A 20,646-nucleotide genomic window follows, 5' to 3' on the forward strand; every position below is an offset into this window, starting at 1 on the left:
CGCGAACCGCCCCGCCGGACATTCGGCGGGGCGGTTTCGTTTTGGGGATAGGGCGGCGGGGTCAGGCGCCGCTGTTGTCCCGCCAGCGGTTGACGATGGGATAGCGGCGGTCCAGCCAGAACGCCTTTTTCGACAGGCGGGGACCGGGGGCGGACTGGAACCGCTTGTATTCCGCGATGTAAAGCAGGTGTTCGACTCGTTTCACCACATCCCGGTCATATCCGGCGGCGACGCAGTCGGCGACGCTGGCATCCTCGTCCACCAGCATTTCAAGTATACCGTCCAGCACCTCGTAGGGCGGCAGGCTGTCCTCGTCCTTCTGGTCGGGGCGCAGTTCGGCGCTGGGCGGCTTGTCGATGATGTTGGGCGGGATCACCTCGCCCTCCGGCCCCAGCATCCAGTCGCGGTGATTGGCGTTGCGCCAGCGGCAGCTTTCGAACACCCGCATCTTGTAGAGATCCTTGATCGGGTTGTAGCCGCCCGCCATGTCGCCATAGATCGTGGCATAGCCGACCGCGACCTCGGACTTGTTGCCGGTGGTCAGCAGCATTTCCCCAAACTTGTTCGACAGCGCCATCAACAGCAGGCCGCGCAGGCGGGACTGGATGTTTTCCTCGGTAATGTCGGGGCTGGTGCCTTCGAACAACGGGGCAAGGGTATTGGTGATCGCCTTGCGCCCCTCCGAGATCGGGACAAAATCATATCGGCAGCCCAGCCGGGTCGCCGCGTCCTTGGCATCGTCCAGCGAGGCCTGAGAGGTGTATTCGGAGGGCAGCATCACGCAGCGCACGTTTTCCGCGCCAAGCGCATCGACCGCGATGGTGGCGACGATCGCGCTGTCGATGCCGCCCGACAGGCCCAGCAGGACCTTCTTGAACCCGGTCTTGCGCAGGTAATCGCGCAGGGCCAGCACCATCGCGTGGTAATCCTGTTCGACCAGCGGCGGATATGTGGCCTTGGGGCCGTCCTCCGCCTCCCAGCCCCCGTCCTCTGTCTTGTGGAAATCGACGTGGGCGATCGCCTCGTCAAACACCGGTAATTGCAGGGCGAGCTTGCCGCCGCGGTTTAGGATGAAGCTGCCGCCGTCGAACACCTGATCGTCCTGCCCGCCCACCTGGTTGAGGTAGACCAACGGAACATCGTTTTCGACGACCCGCGACACCATCGTATTGATCCGCTTGTCGAACTTGCCCCGGTAATAGGGCGACCCATTGGGGACCACGATCATCTCAGCCCCGGATTCGACCATTCCCTCGGCCACGTCCACATACCAGGCATCTTCGCAGATCGGGCTGCCGATGCGCAGCGGGCCCACGTCATAGGGGCCCGAAATCGGGCCGCGCCGAAACTGGCGGACCTCGTCGAAGACATCGTAGTTGGGCAGGAAATGCTTGTACTGCTTGGCGACGATCCGCCCGCCCTTGCAGATCAGATAGGCGTTATACAGCCGCCCCTCTTCCATCCACGGCCCGCCGATGGCCAGCATCGGACCGTCCGCGCAGTCGGCCGCCAGCGCCTCGACCGCGGCCATGGCGTCCTGATGGAAGGCCGGTTTCATCACCAGATCCTGCGTGGAATAACCGGTGATGAACATCTCGGGCAGGGCCACAAGGTCGGCGCCCGCCGCCTTGCCCTGTTCCCATGCCGCGCGGGCCTTGGCGGCGTTGCCGGACAGGTCGCCGACGGTTGCGTTCAACTGGCCAAGGGTCAGGCGGAATGTGTCGCTCATGGCGGGCCTCTTTTGCGGTCTGCCACAGGGTTTAGCAGATCAGGGGGCGGGGGAAAGCCGGATCGCGCCATTGCACGGCCTGTGCCCGACCCGGCCTCGCGCGGGAATCCCCCCTAAACCGTTGTCGGCGCGGGTTTCCTCCATTAGTCTCCGACGGGCTGACAGTGGGGACCAAACACATGGCTTTGAATCGGGCGCATTCGGGCGTTTTCGGACTGACGCTTCTTCTTGCTGCGGGGCTGCCGGGGTTTGCAGCGGCGCAAAACGTGCAGACCAAGCAGTATGACGATGGCGGGGTCTATGAAGGGTCGTTCCTGAACGGAAAGCAGCATGGGATCGGCACTTACCGCCTGCCCAACGGCTATGAATACACCGGCGAGTGGTTCGAAGGCGAGATTCGCGGCAACGGCACCGCGCGATTCCCCAACGGGTCCGTCTACGAGGGCCAGTTCGAGGCCGGGAAACCCCATGGTCAGGGCAAGATCACCTTTGCCGATGGCGGCACCTACGAGGGCGAATGGGTCGACGGGAACATGTCCGGGCAGGGCGTGGCCCTTTACGCCAATGGCGTCCGCTACGAAGGCACATTCCGCAATGCGATGCACCACGGCAGCGGATCACTGACCAGCCCGACCGGCTATGCCTACACGGGCACATGGGAAAACGGGGTCAAAGAGGGCGCGGGCACCGTCACCTATGTCGATGGTGCGGTCTATGTGGGCGAGATGTCGCGCGATCAGCGCGAAGGTCAGGGCGAACTGACCATGCCCGACGGGCTGGTCTACGCGGGCAACTGGGTCAACGGCCAGATCGAAGGGCAGGGCCGGTTGGTCCAGCCCAATGGCGATATTTACGAAGGCGATCTGGTTGAGGGTCGGCGTCAGGGGACGGGCACCGTCACCTATGCCAATGGCGATGTCTATCAGGGCGGGTTCCAGGATGACAAACGCCACGGGCAGGGCACGTTCCGGGGCGTGGACGGCTATGTCTACGTCGGCAGCTGGGCTGACGGAAAGATCGAAGGGCAGGGGCAGGTCACCTATCCCGACGGATCGGTCTACACCGGCGAATTCGCCGACGACCTTGCCAACGGGCAGGGCAAAATCACCTATCCGGACGGATCGACCTATGAAGGGTCATGGGAAAACGGCGTCATCAACGGGCGCGGCATTGCGACCTATGCCAACGGGCTGGTCTACGAAGGCGAATTCCTGAACGCCAAGAACCACGGTCAGGGCACGATGACCTATGCCGACGGCTACAGCTATGCCGGGGAATGGGCCAACGGGCAGCGCAACGGTCAGGGCGTGGCCACCTATGCCGACGGGACCGTCTACGAAGGTCAGTTCCTCGATGGGCAGCGGCACGGCACCGGCAAGATCACCATGCCCGGCGGCTTCACCTATGAAGGCCAGTGGCAGAACGGCGAGATTTCGGGCCTGGGGGTGGCGACCTATGCCAACGGCGATATCTATGAAGGCATGTTCGTTGCGGGCCGCAGGCAGGGCGACGGAACCATGCGCTATGCCAGCGGCGAGGTTGCCAGCGGTGAATGGCAGGAGGGCGCGCTGGTGTCCGGGGCCGACGCCCCAGAGGCGACCGATGCCGTCCCGACCCCGGAAGATGCTACTGAAGAGGACACAAGCGGCAACCAGTGAACGCGGTCGAACACCTGCACAGCAGATTGGACCGAAACGGTCAGATGGCGGCTGTGAGCCCATTGTGTTGAAAAAGTCGGTGTTTGCTCGAGTGCACGAACTTTGCCGAAATTGCCTCCCGAGAAAGAGTCGCTTCGCAATCACAGTTTGCCAAAAGCCGACCGGAAGGGAGGATGTTCCAAAATCTTGAATCGATTTTCAAGTGGTGGAGTTTTTCAACACAATCGGCCCAGACGGACCAAACAGCTTACCTGATTTTTACGCATGCTCTGGTTCCGTAGCCGTCGGCACCAAAGGCCGTGACAGGTACAGCGATGTCGACATCCTCGAGCATTGACCAAACCTCTTTGAGCCAGACAATTGACGTGTCCACAATGACATCATTGACCTCGAAGTCTGTATTGAATGGATCAAACAGCGGAACGTTGGGGGCAAGTTTGCCGTCCTCGAAGCTAACACTAAACAAATACCGATAGCCATCGATAGCCTTGTTTAGGCAGTGTAAATCAGGACCTTCAAGATGAACCAAGATGTCAAACATACCGTCTGGTTCTTGATTGGGGTGAACACCAATCGCGATACCCATAGCTTTGGGGGGCATGGAGGACTTGATCTTCTGCACTTGGGCAACTGCATCCGCCGTATGCTGGCGCAGTATATGGAGAAGAGACTCGGAGTAGCTTGCGGCGTTCACGTTGAAGGTCCTTGCTAATGTTTCGCCCAATGATGGCAATGGTTTCACGACCGATCAACGGCAGCTTCGTCCCGCAAAGCTGCCTCTCCGCCCCTTTGGGTCATCGTGGCCGAACCAAAAATAGCGAGTTTTTCTTATTAGGTGCCAAACGCTAGACCCTGCTGAAACATTCGCGCACGGGTCATCACGCTTTGGTCAGGGGGCTTTCGGCGGGAGGCGGCTGGGGCCATTGTAGGGGCATCCATCCAACCACGGACCCTGCCATGCTGACCCGCCGATCCCTGATCCTCTCCGCCGCTTGCCTGCCCTTTACCCGCGCGGTCCGCGCCGCCACGCCCGAGGTCTTCGCGACCCATGGTATCGCGATCCACGGCACCGACCCTGTCGCCTATTTCCGGCAATCTGCGCGGGTCGATGGGGATGCCGGTTTCGCGCTGGTCTGGCGTGGGGCGGAATGGCGGTTTTCCAGCGCCGAGAACCGGTTGGCCTTTGAAATGGACCCTTCCGCCTATGCCCCGCAATACGGCGGCTATTGCGCCTATGCGATGGCGCAGGGGGCGATGGCCCCGACCGTGCCAGAGGCCTGGACGGTGCATGAGGGCAAGCTTTACCTCAACTTCTCGACCGGGGTGCGCGAGCTGTGGCGGCAGGACATTCCGGGCCATGTCGCGGCGGCCGACGATCATTGGCCACGGGTCATCGGCGGGTGATTGCCGATCTTAGGGCTTTGTTCACAATTCGCTGAGAAGCTCTTTAAAGACGCCGCTGGCTGCCTATTTCGTGGGGTAGACGCGCGAATTTGGAACATCCGCAGCGTCATTTCACTGTCCCTCGTTCCAACACTTGCGCCCGGTCCCCACCGGGCGCTTTTTTCTGGTCCGAAGGCCGTGTAGAGGGCGGATATGGAAACGCAAGATGACATGATCCGGCGGGTGCTGGCCGAGGCGCGGGTGATCGCGCTGGTCGGCTATTCGGCCAATGCGGACCGGCCCTCGCATCAGGTGGCCCGGTTCCTGCAGGACCGGGGGCACCGGGTGATCCCCGTCAATCCGGGGCTGGCCGGGCAGGAGCAATTGGGCGAAGTGGTTCGCGCCGATCTCGCCTCGGTCCCCGAAGAAGTCGACATGGTCGATGTGTTCCGCGCCTCCGACGCGGTGCCCGAGATCGTCGAGGCGGCGCTGGGGCGCTGGCCGGAGTTGAAGACCCTCTGGCTGCAACTGGGCATTTCCCATGCAGAAGCCACCGCCCGCGCACGCGCGGCGGGGGCCACGGTGATCGAAAACCGCTGTCCAAAGATCGAATACGCCCGGCTGGGCCTTTGACGGGGTGGTGGGTCAAGACCCACCTGACCCGGGGGCGCTGCGCCCCCCATCCTGAAAACTCGTGGCCCCAGAGGATATTTCCAACCCAAAGAAGAATGGACTCTCATTTTGCCCCAAATACTCCGGGGTGAATGGCCCGAAAGGGCCAGAGGGGCAGAGCCCCTGACGTAAGGTGGGTTTCAACCCACCATCCTCTACGGGCGAGCGGCCTTTTCGGCGATGCCCGATTGTGCCGTGCGCCGGTCCAGTTCAGCCTCGATATCGGCCAGGGTCACATCACGGGCCGCGCACATGACCAGCAGGTGATAGAGAGCATCCGCCGCCTCGGCGGTCAGCTTGTCCCGGTCACCCTTCACCGCCTCGATGATCGCCTCGACGGCCTCTTCCCCGAATTTCTCGGCGCATTTCTCCGGCCCCTTGGACAGAAGCTTCGCTGTCCAGGAGCTGTCCGGGTCCGCGCCCTTTCGGGCCTCGATCGTGGCGGCGAGTGTTTGAAGGGTCACGTCATCCTCATGGGCAGGCCGGCGGCGGCCATGTGGGCCTTGGCTTCGCCGATGGTGTAGGTGCCAAAGTGGAAGATGGAGGCGGCAAGAACCGCGCTGGCCCCGCCCTTCGTCACCCCTTCGACAAGGTGGTCCAGCGTGCCGACCCCGCCCGACGCGATCACCGGAATATCCACGGCATCGGATATGGCACGCGTCAGCGGCAGGTTGAATCCGGCCTTGGTCCCGTCCCGGTCCATCGAGGTAAGCAGGATTTCCCCCGCTCCCTTTTCGGCCGCCGTTCGGGCGAATTCGACCACGTCGATCCCCGTGGGCTTGCGCCCGCCGTGGGTGAAAATCTCCCACCGGCCCGGCTCTACCGTCTTGGCGTCGATGGCGCAGACGATGCATTGCGACCCGAACCGCAGCGCGGCCTCGGTCAGAACATCGGGGTTGGCCACGGCAGCGGAATTGAACGACACCTTGTCGGCCCCGGCCAGCAGCAGGGCCCGCACGTCCTCCTGTGTCCGCACGCCGCCGCCGACGGTCAGCGGGATGAAACAGGCCTCGGCGGTGCGGGTCACCAGATCGAACATCGTGCCCCGGTTTTCATGGGTCGCGTGGATGTCGAGGAAACACAACTCGTCCGCGCCCGCGGCGTCATAGGCCTTGGCCGCCTCCACCGGGTCGCCCGCGTCGATCAGATCGACGAAATTGACACCTTTGACCACGCGCCCATCGGCGACATCAAGGCAGGGAATGATGCGGGTCTTGAGCATGTGTCAGCCTTTCAGCGCCGTCAGCGCCTGTGTCAGGTCAATCGCCCCGTCATACAGCGCCCGGCCCGAGATCGCACCGGAAATCACGCCGGTGTCTTTCAGCCGCAGAAGGTCGTCCAGCGACGACACCCCGCCCGAGGCAATGACCGGGATGCTGACCGCGCGGGCCAGCGCCTCGGTCGCGTCGATGTTCGGGCCGCTCATCGCGCCATCGCGCAGGATGTCGGTATAGATGATCGCAGCCACGCCCGCGTCCTCGAACGACCGGGCAAGATCGGTGACCATCACGTCGGTTTCCTCGGCCCAGCCCTTGGTCGCGACCTTACCGTTGCGGGCGTCGATCCCCACGGCCACATGGCCGGGGAAGGCGCGGGCGGCCTCGCGCACGAGGTCGGGGTTTTCGACGGCCACGGTGCCAAGGATCACCCGCTGCAGCCCCTTGGACAGCCAGTTTTCGATCGTGCCCATGTCGCGGATGCCGCCGCCCAGCTGGGCAGGCACCTTGCAGTCGCGCAGGATCGCCTCGACCGGGGCGGCGTTGACGGGTTCGCCTGCGAAGGCGCCGTTCAGGTCCACCAGGTGCAGCCATTCACAGCCCGCTTCGACAAAGGCGCGGGCCTGCGCAGCCGGGTCGTCGTTGAAGACGGTGGATTTCTCCATGTCCCCGTGCACCAGCCGCACGGCTTGCCCGTCTTTCAGGTCGATGGCGGGGTAAAGGATCATCGGGCGGCTCCGTCGCTGTAGGTTTGCCGCCCTTATGCATCCCCGGCGGCGGATTGCAACAAATCCCCCCGACCCAACGTCAGTCTTGCCCGGAATCACCAAGTCGCGGCAGGGTTCGGGCAACGTTCAGGGAGGATACGTTGATGAAGAGTTTTGTTCTTGGTCTTGTGGCAGCGGTCGGGCTGGCCGGGGCTGTGGCCGCTGACCCGCTGGAAGGCATCTGGCAGACCGAGGTGGATGACGGCTCCTATGCCCTTGTCACGGTCAGCCCCTGTGGCCCGGCCTTTTGCGGGGTGATCAGCCGCACCTTCAATTCGGACGGCGAATATCAGTCGGAGAACATCGGCCGCCAGATCGTGATCGACATGGTGGCGGAAGGGGACGGCCACTACGAAGGCAGCGTCTGGCGTCCGTCGAACGACAAGATCTACATCGGCAAGATGGATATCGAAGGCAACACCGTGCGCCTGCGCGGCTGCGTGGCCGGTGGTCTGATCTGCGCGAGCCAGACCTGGACCAAGGTTCAGTAATCTTCGCCAATCGCTATTGATTGGCCCCGGTTTGCGCCGGGGCCTTTCCTGTTTCAGGGCGTGGATTGCAGCTACGCAGCGTTGGTCGGGATAAGATCCGTATAGATGAACCCATCCCGCTCGACCGTTTCGCCGGTCTCGACCGGGATCGGGGCGGAAAATATCGGCCCCGCCACGACGGCGGAATGGAACTCTCCGTTTTCGCCACAGGGGTCCACGCCCTCGGGCAGATCGGCAAGAAAGCGTTCGTCATAGCGCCGTCCGCACAGATCGCGCGGCATTTTCGACGGATCGCAGGTGACGATCCGCGCGTCGAACCCATCGGCGATGATCATCCGGGCCAATTGGTCGGTGGGAATGCCCCAGACCGGGAAGACCGGCGTGATGCCGGTCGGCGCCAGCTGCTTGATCCGGTAATCCCGCACGTCCTCAAGGAACAGGTCGCCAAAGACCATATGGGTCACGTCCAGCGCCTTCACCTTGTCCATCGCGGCCTCCATCCGGGCCTCGTATTCTTCGTTGGAACAGGGAAAGGGCAGGGGCACCTCGATCAGCGGCAGACCGGCGGCGCGGGCCTGCGCCCTGAGAAGCGCGTTGCGGGTGCCATGCATAGCGACCCGGTCGAAGGCCTCGTTCGTGGTGGACAGCATGGCGACCACCTCGATCTCGCCTTCCTGCCGGACCTTGTGCAGCGCATAGGCGCAATCCTTGCCGGAGGACCAGCCGATAATAGCGCAGGGTTTGGTCATGGGCTCCACGTCAGGAAATTGCCGATCAGGCGCAGGCCGACGGCCTGGCTTTTCTCGGGGTGAAACTGGGTGCCGATGATGGTGTCTCGACCGACGATGGCGGTGATGTCCCCGGCATAATCCACATGGGCGATCCGCTGGGCCGGGTCCGTGACCTGCATGTGCCAGCTGTGCACGAAATAGGCGTGGTCGCCGGTTTCGATGCCGTCCAGAACCGGGTGGGGCCGGTCGATCACAAGATCGTTCCAGCCCATATGCGGCACCGGCAGGGTCGGGTCAGCCGGGGTGATCTTCACGATCTCGCCGGGGATCCAGCCGAAACCGGGGGTTTCTTCATATTCATGGCCGACGGTTGCCAGCATCTGCATTCCTACGCAGATGCCAAGGAAGGGCACCGCCCGCACCTCGACCGCCTCGCGGATCGCCTCGGCCAGACCGTCGAACCGGTGGAGTGCCGCATGACAGGCCGGAAAGGCCCCGTCGCCGGGCAGAACGATCCGGTCGGCGCGGGCCACCACATCGGCGTCCGAGGTCACGACGACCGAGCCGCCGCCCACCTCGCGTGCCATCCGCTCCAGCGCCTTTTGCGCCGAATGCAGGTTGCCGCTGTCATAGTCGATAAGAGCCGTGAGCAAGACTGACCTCCGTTTGCCCGCCTCCCCTATCTCAGGTGCAGGACCTCGTCCAGTATGACAGGATCAATCGGTGTTCCCTCTGGGGTTGCGGCATGCGCCTGAAAGGTCTTGTAACCCGCCGGAACCAACGTGCCGCGCACGGCGCTTTCCAGAAAGATGTATTTGCTGTTGTCGGGGGAGAATTCGAACCAGCCGGGATCATCGAAGGTGCCGGCATAGACACCCAGCCGATCGGGCCAGCGGGCGAAGGTCAGGTTGGTCTTGGTGCCGCAGTCACCGCAGAAGTGGACATAGACGTCCGCTCCGCTTCCAGTGGACACATGCGTGTAGACCTTCGGCTCGCCAGCGATGAACCGGAACGCAGAGGTGTCAAAGATCGGTTCGACCAGTCCTTGCGCACCCGTTGCCCGCTGGCAGAACCTGCAAAAGCAGACGGTCACCCAAAGCGGCGCGGTCTCCACTTCGTAGCGAAGCTTGCCGCACAGGCAGCCACCTTGTTCGTGGTCCATGTCAGTCCCCCTTCGGCCAAGGCCAGAAGGGGGAAGACTAGCACGTTTAGGGTGCTAAAGCGCGCCCTTTGTGGACGGGATCGCATCCGCCTTGCGCGGATCGGTCTCCACGGCCATGCGCAGGGCGCGGGCCACGGATTTGAACGCGGCCTCGGCGATGTGGTGGCTGTTGAACCCGTGCAACCGGTCGATATGCAGGGTGATGCCGCCATGGGTCGACAGCGCCTGAAAGAATTCGCGCACCAGTTCGGTGTCGAAGCTGCCAATCTTCGGGGTTGGCAGATCCAGATTGCAGATCAGGTAGGGGCGGCCCGACAGGTCCAGCGCGCACCGCACCTGCGCGTCATCCATGGCAAGGTGACATTCGCCGTAGCGGCGGATGCCCTTCTTGTCGCCAAGCGCCTTCGACAGGGCCTGCCCGATGGCAATGCCCGTGTCCTCGACCGTGTGGTGGTCGTCGATGTGCAGGTCGCCCTTGGCCCGGATCGTCATGTCGATCAGCGAATGGCGGGACAGCTGGTCCAGCATGTGGTCGAAGAAACCGACCCCGGTCTGGTTGTCATAGGTGCCGGTCCCGTCAAGGTTCAGCTCGACCGAGATCTCGGTCTCGGCGGTCTTGCGGGTGATCGTGGCGCTGCGCATGGGCCTGTCCCTCGTCGTTTCGCGTCTTGGGCAGGCTATAGGCCGAAGCGGGCGCGGGGAAAAGGGGCAGGGCACCGGGGCGGGGCGTTTCGAAATCTCTGTGCCCTTTCAGCAAGTTTTAACTGAATGCGGTGAAACCTGTCGGAAACCGGAGCCAGAAAGGACCGATCCGATGCATGCACTGATTTTCGATACCGACCCGACCGCGATGGTGCGGCAGGCTGCCATCCTGATGGACAAGGGGTTCAACGTGTCCTGCGCCGAAAGTGCCGCCACCGCGCGGGCCTTCCTGTCGTCGGACACCGTGGACCTGCTGATCGCCGGGGCCAGCGGGCCGGGCATGGCGGACAAGCTGCGCGCGATGCTGCCCGCGATGGGCGGCGGGCAGGTCGCTGTTCTGGTCATGGGCGAGGCCTCGGGCCCGGATTTCGCCGATCTTTCCGCCCGACTGCCCGGTTTCTACGGCATGGTTGGCCGCGCGGCCGGGCCGGACCTTCTGGCCCAGCTTGCGGTTTCCGCCGTCGCGGGGGTGGATATGGAACAGGCGCACCGGCGCCGGCAAAGGTTCGTCGCGGCGGCGACCGCGGTGATGGCCAACCGGACCACACGCAGCGTGGCCAGCCCTCCGCCCGCTGTCGCGGCCCCCGTCCTGCCCGCCGCGCCTGCACCGGCCCCGTTTCTGGAGGACTGGACACCCGCGCACCCAGCCGACCCGGCGGTCACCGGGCCGCTTTCCCCGCCCAACCGCGACCCGATGCCGGACCGGCGGTTGCACCTGTCCTGACCGGCGCGCCGGGGATTGCAGCGCCCCGGCCGATGGGGCAGGGTGGCGGCCAAAGAAAAGAGGCCGCCATGACCACCTGCGTTTTCGTCCAGATCCGCTGCAAACCCGGCACCACCTACACGGTGGCCGACGCCATCGCGCTCAAGGAAATCCATTCAGAGCTTTATTCGACCAGCGGCGAATGGGACCTGCTGATGAAGCTTTACATCCCCGCCGACGCGGACGTGGGGCATTTCATCAACGAAGCACTGGGCGACATCCCCCAGATCGAACGCAGCATGACCACGCTGACGTTCAAGGCGTTCTGATAAAACCCCGGTTCCGAGAGTAGGTGCGCGTTGGATCACCCCAAAGACATCTACGACCCGAAGTTCGTAGCCGACCTGTTCGATCGTTGTTCTTCAAACTATCGGCGTTGGAGCGCCATCAGCTCTTTTGGCTTCATCGCGATTTGGCGCCATCAGTGTGTTGCACGCCTTCGGGGGGCCAAGACGTCGGGCGCGGCCGTCGTCGATCTGATGGCGGGGACCGGAGAGGTATGGCCGCACCTGCTGCGTCGCTTTCCCGACCTCGCCCAGATTACGGCAATCGACATCTCGCACCGCATGCACCTCGAAGCGTTGCAGAAGTTGCATGGAAAATATGCTGATCGGATATCGCATTTCGAAGCCGACGCCTTGCAGACCGATCTCCCGAGCGAACAGGCCGATCTCGTGGTCTCGACCTTTGGGCTCAAGACGTTCAACAGGGACCAACAGGCTGTGCTTGCTGCCCAAATTGCCCGCATCCTGAAACCGGGTGGGCGGTTTTCCCTTATCGAAGCTTCCGATCCAAAGGGTTGGGCGCTTCGGCCTCTATACAGGTTCTATCTTGATAGGGTTCTGCCGCAGGTGGAGCGCTTCTTTCTGAACGGCGCGCATGATTTCAGCATGATTGGGGATTACACGCGCAATTTTGGCAACTGTCTCCACATGGCAGATGCGTTGCGGCAGGCTGGGCTGGAGGTGGAGTACAAGACCCACTTTTTCGGCTGCGCAACGAGTGTTGCCGGATTCAAGCCGGAGTAGCCGCGTTAGGATCAAAGGGATCATTGGGCGTGGCCGCACCCATGTTGCGGAAACAAAAACGGCGCCCCGGGGGGCGCCGCGTTTTGGTCCGAATGGAGCGGGCGATGAGATTCGAACTCACGACCCTTACCTTGGCAAGGTAATGCTCTACCCCTGAGCTACGCCCGCGCTGCCATTCGGCGGTCCAATCTGGAGCGGGCGATGAGATTCGAACTCACGACCCTTACCTTGGCAAGGTAATGCTCTACCCCTGAGCTACGCCCGCGCCGATTGGTGCGCGTCAGATAGGAAAACCGCGCGGGACGCGCAAGAGGAAAATGCGCCCCGCCCCGCGATTTCTGATCTGACCAACATCAGGATCACGACAATTGCGCCGCTGCCGCCCGCATGGCCGCGCGGGTCTGGTCAAGGTCGGCGTCGGACAGGGCAAGACAGGGATAGGTCTTGCCCGGCGACTTGAATATCCCGCCAGCCCGCAACGCATCGTTCCAGACCTTTGCCCGCCCCGCGTCCGCCGCCTGCACCGCGCGGTAGTCGCGCGGCGGCTGGCCGGTGAACACCACCTCAAACAGGGTCGGATCGCCGACGATCTGGTAGGGGATGCCGGTGGGATCGAGCGCCTCGCGCACCATACCCTGAACCTTCTCGCCCAGCCCGCGCAGCCGGGCATATTGCCCGTCGCGCCGCAGGATTTCCATCGTCTTCAGTCCGGCCACTGCCGCCACCGGATTGCCCGAAAGCGTGCCCAGCTGCATCAGCCAGCGGTCCGCGCCCACAGCGGATTTGTCGAAATGGGCCATGATGTCTGCCCGCCCCGCGATCGCCGCCAAGGGGAAGCCGCCGCCGATGATCTTGCCCAGCGTGGCGATATCCGGGGTCACCCCGTAAAGGGTCTGCGCCCCGCCATAGTCAAAGCGGAACCCGGTCACCACCTCGTCGAAGATCAGGACGATGCCGTATTTATCCGCCTCGTCCCGCAACAGCTGCAGGAAACCGGGCAGGGGCGGGATGATCCGTTGCAGCGGTTCGACGATGATCGCCGCCACCTGATCCCCCCATTCGGCGAGAAGGGACCGGATGTAGTCGAAGTCGTTGAAGGGCGCGATCAGCATCTCGGCCGCGACCGAGGCGGGGATCCCGGCGCTATCCGGCACGGCTTGCGGAAAGTTCACCCGCGTGGTGGGGGCCAGCGACATTTGCGCCTCGGCGCTCATCCCGTGGTAGCCGCCTTCGAACTTCACGATCTTGTCGCGGCCGGTGAAGGCGCGGGCCAGCCGCATGGCATACATGTCCGCCTCGCCCCCGGACGAGACATAGCGGATCTGCTCGGCGCAGAGCACGGCGCGGCAGATCTCCTCGGCCAGGTCGATGCCGGCGGCATTGTTGGCGAAAAAGGTCATCCCTTTGGGCAGTTGGTCGAATACCGCTTCCAGCACCTCGGGGTGGCCGTGGCCCAGCAGCATTGGGCCGGACCCGATCAGGTAATCGACATAGTCGTTGCCGTCCTCGTCGCGGACGCGGGCGCCTTGACCGTCGCGGATCACGATACCGGGGTCGAAATTGCCGAAACCGCCGCCGGGCAGGACGGCGCGGGCGCGGGCAGTCCAGTCGGACTGGCTGTGAATACGGTTCATCGGGGCTACTCCAGAATCAGATCAGGCTGGCCAAGCCGGTCACGGTCGGGGGTGATGCCAAGGCCGGGGCCGTCCGGCGGGGCCAGCCGCCCGGCTTGGCGCATTGGCCCGTTATCGGCGATACGCGGGGACACATAACCCGACAGGTCGCAGACGTTCAGCACCCGGCGCGGGTCTGTCGCCGCGCCCAGATGGGACAAGGCGGCGGTGGCGATGTCCGATCCCCAAGTGTCTTCGATGCACATTTTCGGGCCAAGATGTAGGCACAGGTCGCGCGCCGCCCGCATGGCCGACAGCCCGCCGAATTTCGACAGTTTCAGCGCCACCGCGTCCATCACCCCGGCCCGATGCCCGTGCAGCAGGCTGGCGGTGTCATGGGCGTTTTCGTCCAGTTTCATCGGCAGGTTGGTGGCGGCTTTGACCCGGGCGCAATCCTCGATCGTGGCACAGGGCTGTTCCAGCATCACGTCAAAGGATGCCGCAGCCCGTCCGACCCGGATCGCATCAAGCGAGGTCGCGCCGCAGTTCCAGTCCCCATAGACCAAGGGCCCCGCGCCCACTGCCTCGCGCACCAGCCGCAGGCGGGCCACGTCGGTTTCCCAATTCGCGTCGGCGCCCAGCTTCACCTGAAACTGGGTGATCCCCTGCTCCTGCGCGTCGCGGGCGATGCGGGCCATCTCCTCCGGCGCGATACAGGTGATGGAATGGTAAAGCGGCATATCCGCCGTCCGCCGCCCGCCCAGAAGCGCGAACAGCGGCAGGCCCGCCACCTTGCCGGTGATGTCCCACAGCGCGATGTCCAGCGCCGATTTGGCATAGCGGTGGCCGGGCAGCCAGTCGTTCACCTTCGCCATCAGCGCCTCTGGCCCAACCGGGTCGGCCCCAAGGATCACCGGGGCCAGTTCGCGCAGGGCAGGGGCCACGCCGCGCGCATAGGCCGGCAGGTAATGGGGGATCGGGCAGACCTCTCCCCAGCCGGTCAGGCCGGCGTCCGTTTCAGCCGCGATCACGGCCGTTTCAACGGTGTCGCAGGTCTTGCCATCGGCCATGTAATAGGCCTCGTGGCTGGTCAGGGGCAGGTGCCACAGGGTCAGTCTGGTGATCTTCATTGGTAGACTCCAACAGGATCGCCAAGCGCCCCTTCATCCGGGTGAACTCCAAGGCCCGGCGCCTCGGGCAAGTGCAGGTGGCCGTCGATGTTCCGGGGGCCGCGCCCGCCCGCGATGTCGACGGTCAGCATGTCCTGACAGGCCCAGACCGCGTGGCAATTTTCATCGGGGATGGTTGCGGCAAGATGCAGCGCCTCGCAATCGGCCAGCACGGACCCGCCGGTGGCCATGACGAACATGTCGATCCCATGGGCAAGGGCGATGTCGCGCATCCGCGCCGCCTTGGTCAGCCCGCCGACGCGGTTCAGCTTGATCCCGAACACCTCGGCCAGACCGTCGCGGGCGATCCGGGCGGCGTCCTGAAGGGTGACAAGGCTTTCGTCCACGCTGACCGGGGCGGAATGCAGCGGCCGGATCGCGGCGATATCGTCCAGCGTTTCGCAGGGCTGTTCGAACATGACCTGAAGGTCTTCGGTCGCCCGCATGACCCGCAGCGCCTGCTGCCGGGTCCAGCCCCGGTTCACGTCATAAAGGACGATCTCGCCGGGTTTGCGGATCGATTCCACGTCGCGGATGCGGGCGATATCGCGTTCCACATCGCCGCCGATCTTGACCGAATGGGCCACGTATCCGCGCTGGCGATAGCGGTCCATCACAGCGCGGGTTTCTTCCACGGTCTTTGCCCCGACGGACGATGCGATGGGCCGCGGTGTGCGGCTGCCCCCGCCCATCAGGTCGGCAATCGGCTGGCCCGCCGCCTGCCCGGCGATGTCCCAGCAGGCCATGTCGATGGGCGACTTGGCGTAAAGATGGCCGGGCAGGGACAGGTCCATCACCCGTTCGACCTCCAGCACCTTGCGCGGGTCGAGGCCAAGGAGGAACGGGGCCATGGTTTCGATGCCCGCCCGGATGCCGGGGCCGTGCGCGGGCACATAGGTATGCCCCCACGGCGTGCCCTCGCCCCAACCGGTGATCCCGGCGTCGGTCTCAAGCTTCACCAGCGTGGCATCAAGGCATTCGAACTTCAGCCGCCCGCCGGACAGCCAATAGGGATGCTCCAGCGGCAGATCGACGTGGTAGACGGTGATCGCGGTGATCTTCATGGGGTCACCACGATATTGCCGGTGTGTTGTTTGGCGATAAAAGCTGTCTGCGCCGCGTGCAGCTGGTCCAGCGGATAGGTGGCCGCCAGCGCCGGGCGGATTGCCCCGGATTCGATGTAGGTCACAAGGTTTGCCATCACCTCCGGGTCGATCACGGTCGATCCGGTAAAGGTCAGGTCGCGCAGGTAAAGCGTCCGCAGGTCAAGGCTGACCATCGGCCCGGCAATCGCGCCGGAACAGGTGTAACGCCCGCCGCGTTCCAGAATGTCGATCAGGGTTGGCCAATAGGGGCCGCCGACCACATCGGCGACCACGGTGATCCGGTCGTCACCAAGTGCTGCACGCAGGTTGTCCGGCGCGCGGGGCAACACCCGGTCCGCGCCCTGCGCCGCCACGTCGGCGTGTTTGGATTCAGAGGCCAGCGCAATCACCCGTGCGCCGCGCCGCTTCGCCAGTTGGACCAGCGCGCCACCGACCCCGCCCGAGGCGCCGGGCACCAGAACGGTATCCTCCGCCGTCACTTTGGCGCGGGTCAGCATCCCCTCTGCGGTGGAATAGGAACAGGAAAACGTCGCCAGTTCCGCGTCCGACAGATCGGACCGGATGGCGATGGCATTGCGTGCCGGGATCGTCGTGTACTCGGCAAAGCCGCCATCCCGTTCCGACCCGAAATAGCCGGTCTTGTTCTTGTTCGTCGGGTCCGCCGGGTCGCGCAGCCAGTTGTCGGTGATTACCCTTTCCCCGATCCGGCCCGCGTCCACCCCGTCGCCCACGGCCACGATCCGGCCGCAGACATCGGCGCCCTGAATGCGCGGGAACGCGATCGGCGATCCGCCCCAGGCCGGGTCGTCGTCGTTCAGGGCGGCGAAGGCGCCGCCGGTGGTGGCCTCGGTCACGGCCTTGGAATACCAGCCGGACCGCGTGTTCACGTCGGTGTTGTTCAGCCCGCAGGCGCCGACCCGGATCAGCACCTCTCCCGGCGCGGGATCGGGCCGGGGCCAGTCGTCGCGCATCACCATCTGGTCCATATCGCCATGGCCCATCGTGACCATCGCGCGCATCGTTTTCGGAAGTGTCATTCGGCTGGCTCCATGATTGCGTCGGTTCGGGGCAGAAGGCTTTGGGGATCATGGGCAGGCGCCCCAAGGATACGGCCCTTGCGCGGCTGGCCCGCGATGATCAGATCGACCTCTTGTCCCGGCTGGTTGGCGGCGGGTTTGACATAGGCAAAGGCCAGGATCTTGCCGACCGTATGCCCATAGGCGACCGAGGCGGTGGAGCCCACGACCTTGCCGTCGATCAGCACCGGTTCGCCGCCGTGCCCATCATGCACCCCGTCCGGGTCGATCTCGAGATAGGCGCAGACCCAGCGCAGGGTCGGGTCCAGTGTCCTGTCCTTACCAAGATACGCCTTGTCGGTCCGGGTAAAGCGCAGCACATCGGCCTCGGCCAATGTCACCTCGTTGGTCAGTTCGCCCGCGCCCTTGAACGCCTTTTCCATCCGCAGGCTGTTCATGGCGAAGCTGCCGTAGTCGGCGATGCCATGATCCACGCCCGCTGCCCAAAGCGCGTCATAGACGGCCAGCGCCCCGTCGCGCGGGATGTGCAATTCCCATCCCAATTCGCCTGCATAGGACATGCGGAACGCCCAGAGCTTTACGCCCGCGACGGTGATTTCCTGCGCGGTCAGCCAGCGGAAACCGGCGTTCGACAGGTCCGCATCGGTGCAGGCCGCCAGCACGTCGCGCGCCCGTGGCCCGTTCAGCGCGATCGCCGCCCAATCGGTGGACAGGCAGTTGATCGTCACCTCCTCGTCCGCGCGGTTCTGGGCAAGGTGGTCCAGCAGCCGCTGTTCGAAGAAGGCCGCGCAGACAAGGTAATAGCGCCCCTCGGACAGCTTCACGACAGTGGTTTCCAACTCGATCCGTCCCGCGCGGTTCAGCATATGGGTCAGGGCGATCCCGCCGGTCCTTTGCGGCAGCCGATTGGCGACCAGCCGGTCAAGCAGCGCTTCGGCGTCGGGGCCCGAAACCTCGACCTTGGTGAAGGCCGAGATATCCATGATGCCCACGCGATCGCGCACGGCGCGGCATTCGGCGCCAACCACGTCATGCACCGGGGTGCGGGTGAACCCGTAGTAGTCGCGCTGTTCGATCCCGTCCCGCGCGAACCAGCGGGGCCGTTCGTGGCCATAGACCTCTTCATAGACCGCGCCCTTTTCCTTCAGCCGGTCATAGAGCGGCGAGGGTTTCACCGGGCGGCCTGCCAGCCGGTTGAAATGCGGGAAGGGAATCTCGTGGCGCAGGCAGTAATCCTCATGCGCCTTCACGACCTGCCAATCCTTGGTCGCGTAATTGCCGAAGCGGCGCGGGTCATAGTCCCGCATCGAGATGTCGGCGGCCCCATGCACCATCCAGCGGGCCAGTTCGCGTGTCAGCCCCGGCCCCCAGCCAATCCCGATCTGGGTCCCGCAGCAGCACCAGTAGTTCCGCACCCCCGGCGCCGGGCCGATCAGCGGGTTGCCGTCCGGCGGGTGCGAAATCGCGCCGTGCACCTCGCGCTGAATGCCCAGATCGGCAAAGATCGGCATCCGGTTCAGGCTTTCCTCCAGCCAGGGCATGACCCGGTCGTAATCCGCGTCGAACAGCCAGTTTTCATAGTCCCACGGGCATTCGTCGTGCCAGACGGAATTCGGGTTTTCCTTTTCATAGATGCCGATCAGCCCGCGTTTCTGTTCCATCCGGATATAGCCCGACACCTTGCGGTCGTCGCGGATCACCGGCAGTTCGCGGTCCAGCGCTTCGAATTCCGGCACCGGTTCGGTCACGAAATAATGGTGCGTCATCGAGGTCATGGGCAGTTGCAGCCCTGACCATTCTCCCATCTGCCGGGCATAGGTGCCGCCCGCGTTGACCACATGTTCGCAGGTGATCGTGCCCTGATCCGTCTCGACCACCCATTCGCCACTGTCGGCCTGGGTGATGTTCGTGGCCAGGCAGCGGCGGATGATCTTCACTCCCTTGGCCCGTGCGCCCGCGGCCATCGCCATGGTCACGTTGGTCGGATCGACATGACCATCGTCGGGGGTGTGCAGCGCGCCCAGAACCCCCTCAAGGTTATAGAAAGGGTGCAGTTCAGCGATCTTTTCCGGCCCGACCAGGTCTATGTTGAACCCAAGGCTCCGGCCCACCGACAGCGTGTGCCGCAGCCAGTCCATCTCGTCCTCTGTATAGGCAAGGCGGAAAGACCCGCAGCCATGCCACGTGACCGGCTGCCCGGTCTCGGCCTCCAGCCCGCCCGAGTAGAGGCCGATGTTGTAGTCCACGCATTTGCCAAGGCTGTAGGAGCTGGTCGAATGGGTGATCTGCCCGGCCGCGTGCCAGGTGGACCCGCTGGTCAGTTCGGCCTTTTCCAGCAGGACGGTATCCGCGCCCCAGCCTTCGTGGCCAAGGTGATAGGCAAGGCCAACCCCCATAACGCCGCCACCGACAATGACGACGCGGGCATGGGAGGGCAGGGAGGAAGAGGACATGGGGCTCGCTTTCCGATGTGAGACTCGCAATTTCTGCTCGACAGGCTAATCGGACAAATATACCATCGTCAATCATGAATGATACAAACATACCATCCGAACCGACAACCGTCCTTGATCGCCTGACCGAGGAATGGGATGCGCTGACGCCCGAGGCGCAGAAGGCCGCCCGCTACGTTCTGGAAAACCCGCAGGATGTGGGCGTGTCGACGGTGCGCGAGATTGCCGAGGCGGCGAAGGTCAAGCCTAACACGGTGGTCCGCATGGCCAGGCAGGTGGGCTTTGACGGATACGAGGGTTTCCGCGCCCCCTTCCGCGAGGCGATCCGGCGCGGGTCGGTGACCTTCGAGGATCGTGCCCGCTGGCTGCAAAGCATCGCCAAAGAGGGCGAGTTGGGCGGGCTGTTCGCCGATATGATCGGCGCGGCCATCCGCAATATCGAGGAAACCTTTTCCGCCACCTCTGCCGAGAAACTGCAAGCGGCGGCACAGGCGATCTGGGCCAGTGACAGCACCTATACGCTGGGCGTCGGGGTGAACAACGCCAACGCCCGTAACTTCACCTATCTCGCCTCGACCGGCATGGTCCGGTTCCACGCGATCCCCGGGCCGGGCAATTCGGCGGTGGATGACCTTGCCTTTGCCGGGCCAAAGGATGTGCTGATCGCCATCACCTGCAAGCCCTACCGGGCCGAGGTTGTCGCCGCCGTCGAGGTGGCCCGTGAACAGGGGATGACGGTGATCGGGATTTCCGACAGCCCCGCCTCGCCCATCATCCGCGCTGCCGACCACGGGTTCGTCGTCCGCGCCGACACCCCGCAATTCTTCCCCTCTTCGGTTTCAACCATCGCGCTTCTGGAAACGCTCCTGTCCTTCGTGATCGCGGGCGCCTCGGACGAGATCGTTGGCCGGGTGGAACGGTTTCACGCCCGCCGCCACCGGCTGGGCATCTATCACGAGGACTGA

Annotated in this window: 22 protein-coding genes and 2 tRNA genes; 8 read left to right on the forward strand and 16 right to left on the reverse strand. The window is 64.1% G+C overall.

What is annotated here, in order from left to right:
* Nucleotides 1-61: 61 nt before the first annotated feature.
* The gene (locus EU803_RS03240; RefSeq protein ID WP_129679686.1) at nt 62-1,729 is read right to left on the reverse strand and encodes an NAD+ synthase; all 1,668 of its coding nucleotides are present in this window, start codon (nt 1,727-1,729) and stop codon (nt 62-64) included.
* Nucleotides 1,730-1,908: 179 nt separating this feature from the next.
* Here EU803_RS03240 and EU803_RS03245 point away from each other — a divergent pair, with 179 nt between their 5' ends.
* Complete coding sequence (locus EU803_RS03245) at nt 1,909-3,387, forward strand: 2-isopropylmalate synthase (protein ID WP_129679688.1); 1,479 nt, start codon at nt 1,909-1,911, stop codon at nt 3,385-3,387.
* Nucleotides 3,388-3,634: 247 nt separating this feature from the next.
* Here EU803_RS03245 and EU803_RS03250 read toward each other — a convergent pair whose 3' ends face one another.
* Nucleotides 3,635-4,081 (reverse strand): DUF6389 family protein, encoded by a 447-nt coding sequence (locus tag EU803_RS03250; RefSeq protein ID WP_129679690.1) that lies wholly within the window; start codon nt 4,079-4,081, stop codon nt 3,635-3,637.
* Between the two features lie 263 nt (nt 4,082-4,344).
* Between EU803_RS03250 and EU803_RS03255 the strand changes: the two genes are divergently transcribed.
* Together EU803_RS03255 and EU803_RS03260 are read left to right on the forward strand one after the other, a co-directional pair.
* On the forward strand, nt 4,345-4,791 hold the full coding sequence (locus EU803_RS03255; RefSeq protein WP_129679692.1) for a YHS domain-containing (seleno)protein: 447 nt from the start codon (nt 4,345-4,347) through the stop codon (nt 4,789-4,791).
* Nucleotides 4,792-4,983: 192 nt separating this feature from the next.
* Entirely contained in the window at nt 4,984-5,403 is a 420-nt protein-coding gene (locus EU803_RS03260; protein ID WP_129679695.1) for a CoA-binding protein, read from the forward strand.
* Nucleotides 5,404-5,597: 194 nt separating this feature from the next.
* On the opposite strand, the gene EU803_RS03265 is transcribed toward EU803_RS03260, so the two are convergent.
* From EU803_RS03265 to hisA, 3 genes are read right to left on the reverse strand one after another with little or no spacing between them, the layout of a single operon-like run.
* A complete protein-coding gene (locus EU803_RS03265; RefSeq protein WP_129679697.1) occupies nt 5,598-5,906 on the reverse strand; it encodes a phosphoribosyl-ATP diphosphatase in 309 nt (102 codons plus the stop codon).
* Nucleotides 5,903-6,664, reverse strand: coding sequence for an imidazole glycerol phosphate synthase subunit HisF (hisF, locus tag EU803_RS03270; protein WP_129679699.1), 762 nt, complete (start codon nt 6,662-6,664; stop codon nt 5,903-5,905). The genes EU803_RS03265 and hisF overlap by 4 nt, the downstream gene beginning before the upstream one ends.
* Nucleotides 6,665-6,667: 3 nt before the next feature.
* Entirely contained in the window at nt 6,668-7,387 is a 720-nt protein-coding gene (gene hisA / locus EU803_RS03275) for a 1-(5-phosphoribosyl)-5-[(5-phosphoribosylamino)methylideneamino]imidazole-4-carboxamide isomerase (protein ID WP_129679701.1), read from the reverse strand.
* A gap of 143 nt (nt 7,388-7,530) precedes the next feature.
* On the opposite strand from hisA, the gene EU803_RS03280 reads away from it, so the two are divergent.
* Nucleotides 7,531-7,917: a DUF2147 domain-containing protein gene (locus EU803_RS03280; RefSeq protein ID WP_129679703.1), complete on the forward strand. Its 387-nt coding sequence runs from the start codon at nt 7,531-7,533 to the stop codon at nt 7,915-7,917.
* Between the two features lie 71 nt (nt 7,918-7,988).
* Here the strand turns inward: EU803_RS03280 and EU803_RS03285 are convergent, their stop codons facing one another.
* From EU803_RS03285 to hisB, 4 genes are read right to left on the reverse strand one after another with little or no spacing between them, the layout of a single operon-like run.
* Nucleotides 7,989-8,666, reverse strand: a complete 678-nt coding sequence (locus EU803_RS03285) for an ATP-binding protein (protein ID WP_129679705.1) — start codon at nt 8,664-8,666, stop codon at nt 7,989-7,991.
* Nucleotides 8,663-9,301, reverse strand: coding sequence for an imidazole glycerol phosphate synthase subunit HisH (gene hisH / locus EU803_RS03290; RefSeq protein WP_129679707.1), 639 nt, complete (start codon nt 9,299-9,301; stop codon nt 8,663-8,665). Before hisH ends, EU803_RS03285 begins: the two co-directional genes overlap by 4 nt.
* 26 nt (nt 9,302-9,327) lie before the next feature.
* Entirely contained in the window at nt 9,328-9,810 is a 483-nt protein-coding gene (locus EU803_RS03295) for a GFA family protein (RefSeq protein ID WP_129679709.1), read from the reverse strand.
* A 54-nt stretch (nt 9,811-9,864) separates the two neighbouring features.
* The gene (hisB, locus tag EU803_RS03300; protein ID WP_129679711.1) at nt 9,865-10,452 is read right to left on the reverse strand and encodes an imidazoleglycerol-phosphate dehydratase HisB; all 588 of its coding nucleotides are present in this window, start codon (nt 10,450-10,452) and stop codon (nt 9,865-9,867) included.
* Between the two features lie 172 nt (nt 10,453-10,624).
* Between hisB and EU803_RS03305 the strand changes: the two genes are divergently transcribed.
* From EU803_RS03305 to EU803_RS03315, 3 genes are all read left to right on the forward strand, one after another.
* The gene (locus tag EU803_RS03305; RefSeq protein WP_129679713.1) at nt 10,625-11,236 is read left to right on the forward strand and encodes a hypothetical protein; all 612 of its coding nucleotides are present in this window, start codon (nt 10,625-10,627) and stop codon (nt 11,234-11,236) included.
* Between the two features lie 68 nt (nt 11,237-11,304).
* Nucleotides 11,305-11,544, forward strand: coding sequence for an Lrp/AsnC ligand binding domain-containing protein (locus EU803_RS03310; RefSeq protein ID WP_129679715.1), 240 nt, complete (start codon nt 11,305-11,307; stop codon nt 11,542-11,544).
* 30 nt (nt 11,545-11,574) lie between these two features.
* Nucleotides 11,575-12,303 (forward strand): class I SAM-dependent methyltransferase, encoded by a 729-nt coding sequence (locus EU803_RS03315; RefSeq protein ID WP_129679717.1) that lies wholly within the window; start codon nt 11,575-11,577, stop codon nt 12,301-12,303.
* A gap of 93 nt (nt 12,304-12,396) precedes the next feature.
* On the opposite strand, the gene EU803_RS03320 is transcribed toward EU803_RS03315, so the two are convergent.
* From EU803_RS03320 to EU803_RS03350, 7 genes are all read right to left on the reverse strand, one after another.
* Nucleotides 12,397-12,471: transfer RNA gene (locus EU803_RS03320), tRNA-Gly, on the reverse strand.
* Nucleotides 12,472-12,493: 22 nt separating this feature from the next.
* Nucleotides 12,494-12,568, reverse strand: a tRNA-Gly gene (locus EU803_RS03325).
* Between the two features lie 94 nt (nt 12,569-12,662).
* The gene (locus EU803_RS03330) at nt 12,663-13,937 is read right to left on the reverse strand and encodes an aminotransferase class III-fold pyridoxal phosphate-dependent enzyme (RefSeq protein ID WP_129679719.1); all 1,275 of its coding nucleotides are present in this window, start codon (nt 13,935-13,937) and stop codon (nt 12,663-12,665) included.
* 5 nt (nt 13,938-13,942) lie between these two features.
* Nucleotides 13,943-15,046: an enolase C-terminal domain-like protein gene (locus EU803_RS03335; RefSeq protein ID WP_129679721.1), complete on the reverse strand. Its 1,104-nt coding sequence runs from the start codon at nt 15,044-15,046 to the stop codon at nt 13,943-13,945.
* Complete coding sequence (locus tag EU803_RS03340) at nt 15,043-16,149, reverse strand: enolase C-terminal domain-like protein (RefSeq protein ID WP_129679723.1); 1,107 nt, start codon at nt 16,147-16,149, stop codon at nt 15,043-15,045. The genes EU803_RS03335 and EU803_RS03340 overlap by 4 nt, the downstream gene beginning before the upstream one ends.
* On the reverse strand, nt 16,146-17,228 hold the full coding sequence (locus tag EU803_RS03345; RefSeq protein ID WP_165352762.1) for an alcohol dehydrogenase family protein: 1,083 nt from the start codon (nt 17,226-17,228) through the stop codon (nt 16,146-16,148). Before EU803_RS03345 ends, EU803_RS03340 begins: the two co-directional genes overlap by 4 nt.
* Entirely contained in the window at nt 17,225-19,681 is a 2,457-nt protein-coding gene (locus tag EU803_RS03350; RefSeq protein WP_129679725.1) for an FAD-dependent oxidoreductase, read from the reverse strand. The genes EU803_RS03345 and EU803_RS03350 overlap by 4 nt, the downstream gene beginning before the upstream one ends.
* 74 nt (nt 19,682-19,755) lie before the next feature.
* On the opposite strand from EU803_RS03350, the gene EU803_RS03355 reads away from it, so the two are divergent.
* Nucleotides 19,756-20,646, forward strand: a complete 891-nt coding sequence (locus tag EU803_RS03355; protein WP_129679727.1) for a MurR/RpiR family transcriptional regulator — start codon at nt 19,756-19,758, stop codon at nt 20,644-20,646.

The sequence above is a fragment of the Loktanella sp. IMCC34160 genome (assembly GCF_004145845.1).
Lineage (GTDB): Bacteria > Pseudomonadota > Alphaproteobacteria > Rhodobacterales > Rhodobacteraceae > SELP01.

Excerpts from the sequence above, each read along its gene's own strand:
- EU803_RS03240 (WP_129679686.1), bottom strand. The coding sequence starts at position 1,729 with ATGAGCGACACATTCCGCCTGACCCTTGGCCAGTTGAACGCAACCGTC.
- EU803_RS03245 (WP_129679688.1), top strand. The coding sequence starts at position 1,909 with ATGGCTTTGAATCGGGCGCATTCGGGCGTTTTCGGACTGACGCTTCTT.
- EU803_RS03255 (WP_129679692.1), top strand. The coding sequence starts at position 4,345 with ATGCTGACCCGCCGATCCCTGATCCTCTCCGCCGCTTGCCTGCCCTTT.
- EU803_RS03260 (WP_129679695.1), top strand. The coding sequence starts at position 4,984 with ATGGAAACGCAAGATGACATGATCCGGCGGGTGCTGGCCGAGGCGCGG.
- hisF (WP_129679699.1), bottom strand. The coding sequence starts at position 6,664 with ATGCTCAAGACCCGCATCATTCCCTGCCTTGATGTCGCCGATGGGCGC.
- hisA (WP_129679701.1), bottom strand. The coding sequence starts at position 7,387 with ATGATCCTTTACCCCGCCATCGACCTGAAAGACGGGCAAGCCGTGCGG.
- EU803_RS03280 (WP_129679703.1), top strand. The coding sequence starts at position 7,531 with ATGAAGAGTTTTGTTCTTGGTCTTGTGGCAGCGGTCGGGCTGGCCGGG.
- EU803_RS03285 (WP_129679705.1), bottom strand. The coding sequence starts at position 8,666 with ATGACCAAACCCTGCGCTATTATCGGCTGGTCCTCCGGCAAGGATTGC.
- EU803_RS03295 (WP_129679709.1), bottom strand. The coding sequence starts at position 9,810 with ATGGACCACGAACAAGGTGGCTGCCTGTGCGGCAAGCTTCGCTACGAA.
- hisB (WP_129679711.1), bottom strand. The coding sequence starts at position 10,452 with ATGCGCAGCGCCACGATCACCCGCAAGACCGCCGAGACCGAGATCTCG.
- EU803_RS03305 (WP_129679713.1), top strand. The coding sequence starts at position 10,625 with ATGCATGCACTGATTTTCGATACCGACCCGACCGCGATGGTGCGGCAG.
- EU803_RS03310 (WP_129679715.1), top strand. The coding sequence starts at position 11,305 with ATGACCACCTGCGTTTTCGTCCAGATCCGCTGCAAACCCGGCACCACC.
- EU803_RS03330 (WP_129679719.1), bottom strand. The coding sequence starts at position 13,937 with ATGAACCGTATTCACAGCCAGTCCGACTGGACTGCCCGCGCCCGCGCC.
- EU803_RS03335 (WP_129679721.1), bottom strand. The coding sequence starts at position 15,046 with ATGAAGATCACCAGACTGACCCTGTGGCACCTGCCCCTGACCAGCCAC.
- EU803_RS03340 (WP_129679723.1), bottom strand. The coding sequence starts at position 16,149 with ATGAAGATCACCGCGATCACCGTCTACCACGTCGATCTGCCGCTGGAG.
- EU803_RS03345 (WP_165352762.1), bottom strand. The coding sequence starts at position 17,228 with ATGACACTTCCGAAAACGATGCGCGCGATGGTCACGATGGGCCATGGC.
- EU803_RS03350 (WP_129679725.1), bottom strand. The coding sequence starts at position 19,681 with ATGTCCTCTTCCTCCCTGCCCTCCCATGCCCGCGTCGTCATTGTCGGT.
- EU803_RS03355 (WP_129679727.1), top strand. The coding sequence starts at position 19,756 with ATGAATGATACAAACATACCATCCGAACCGACAACCGTCCTTGATCGC.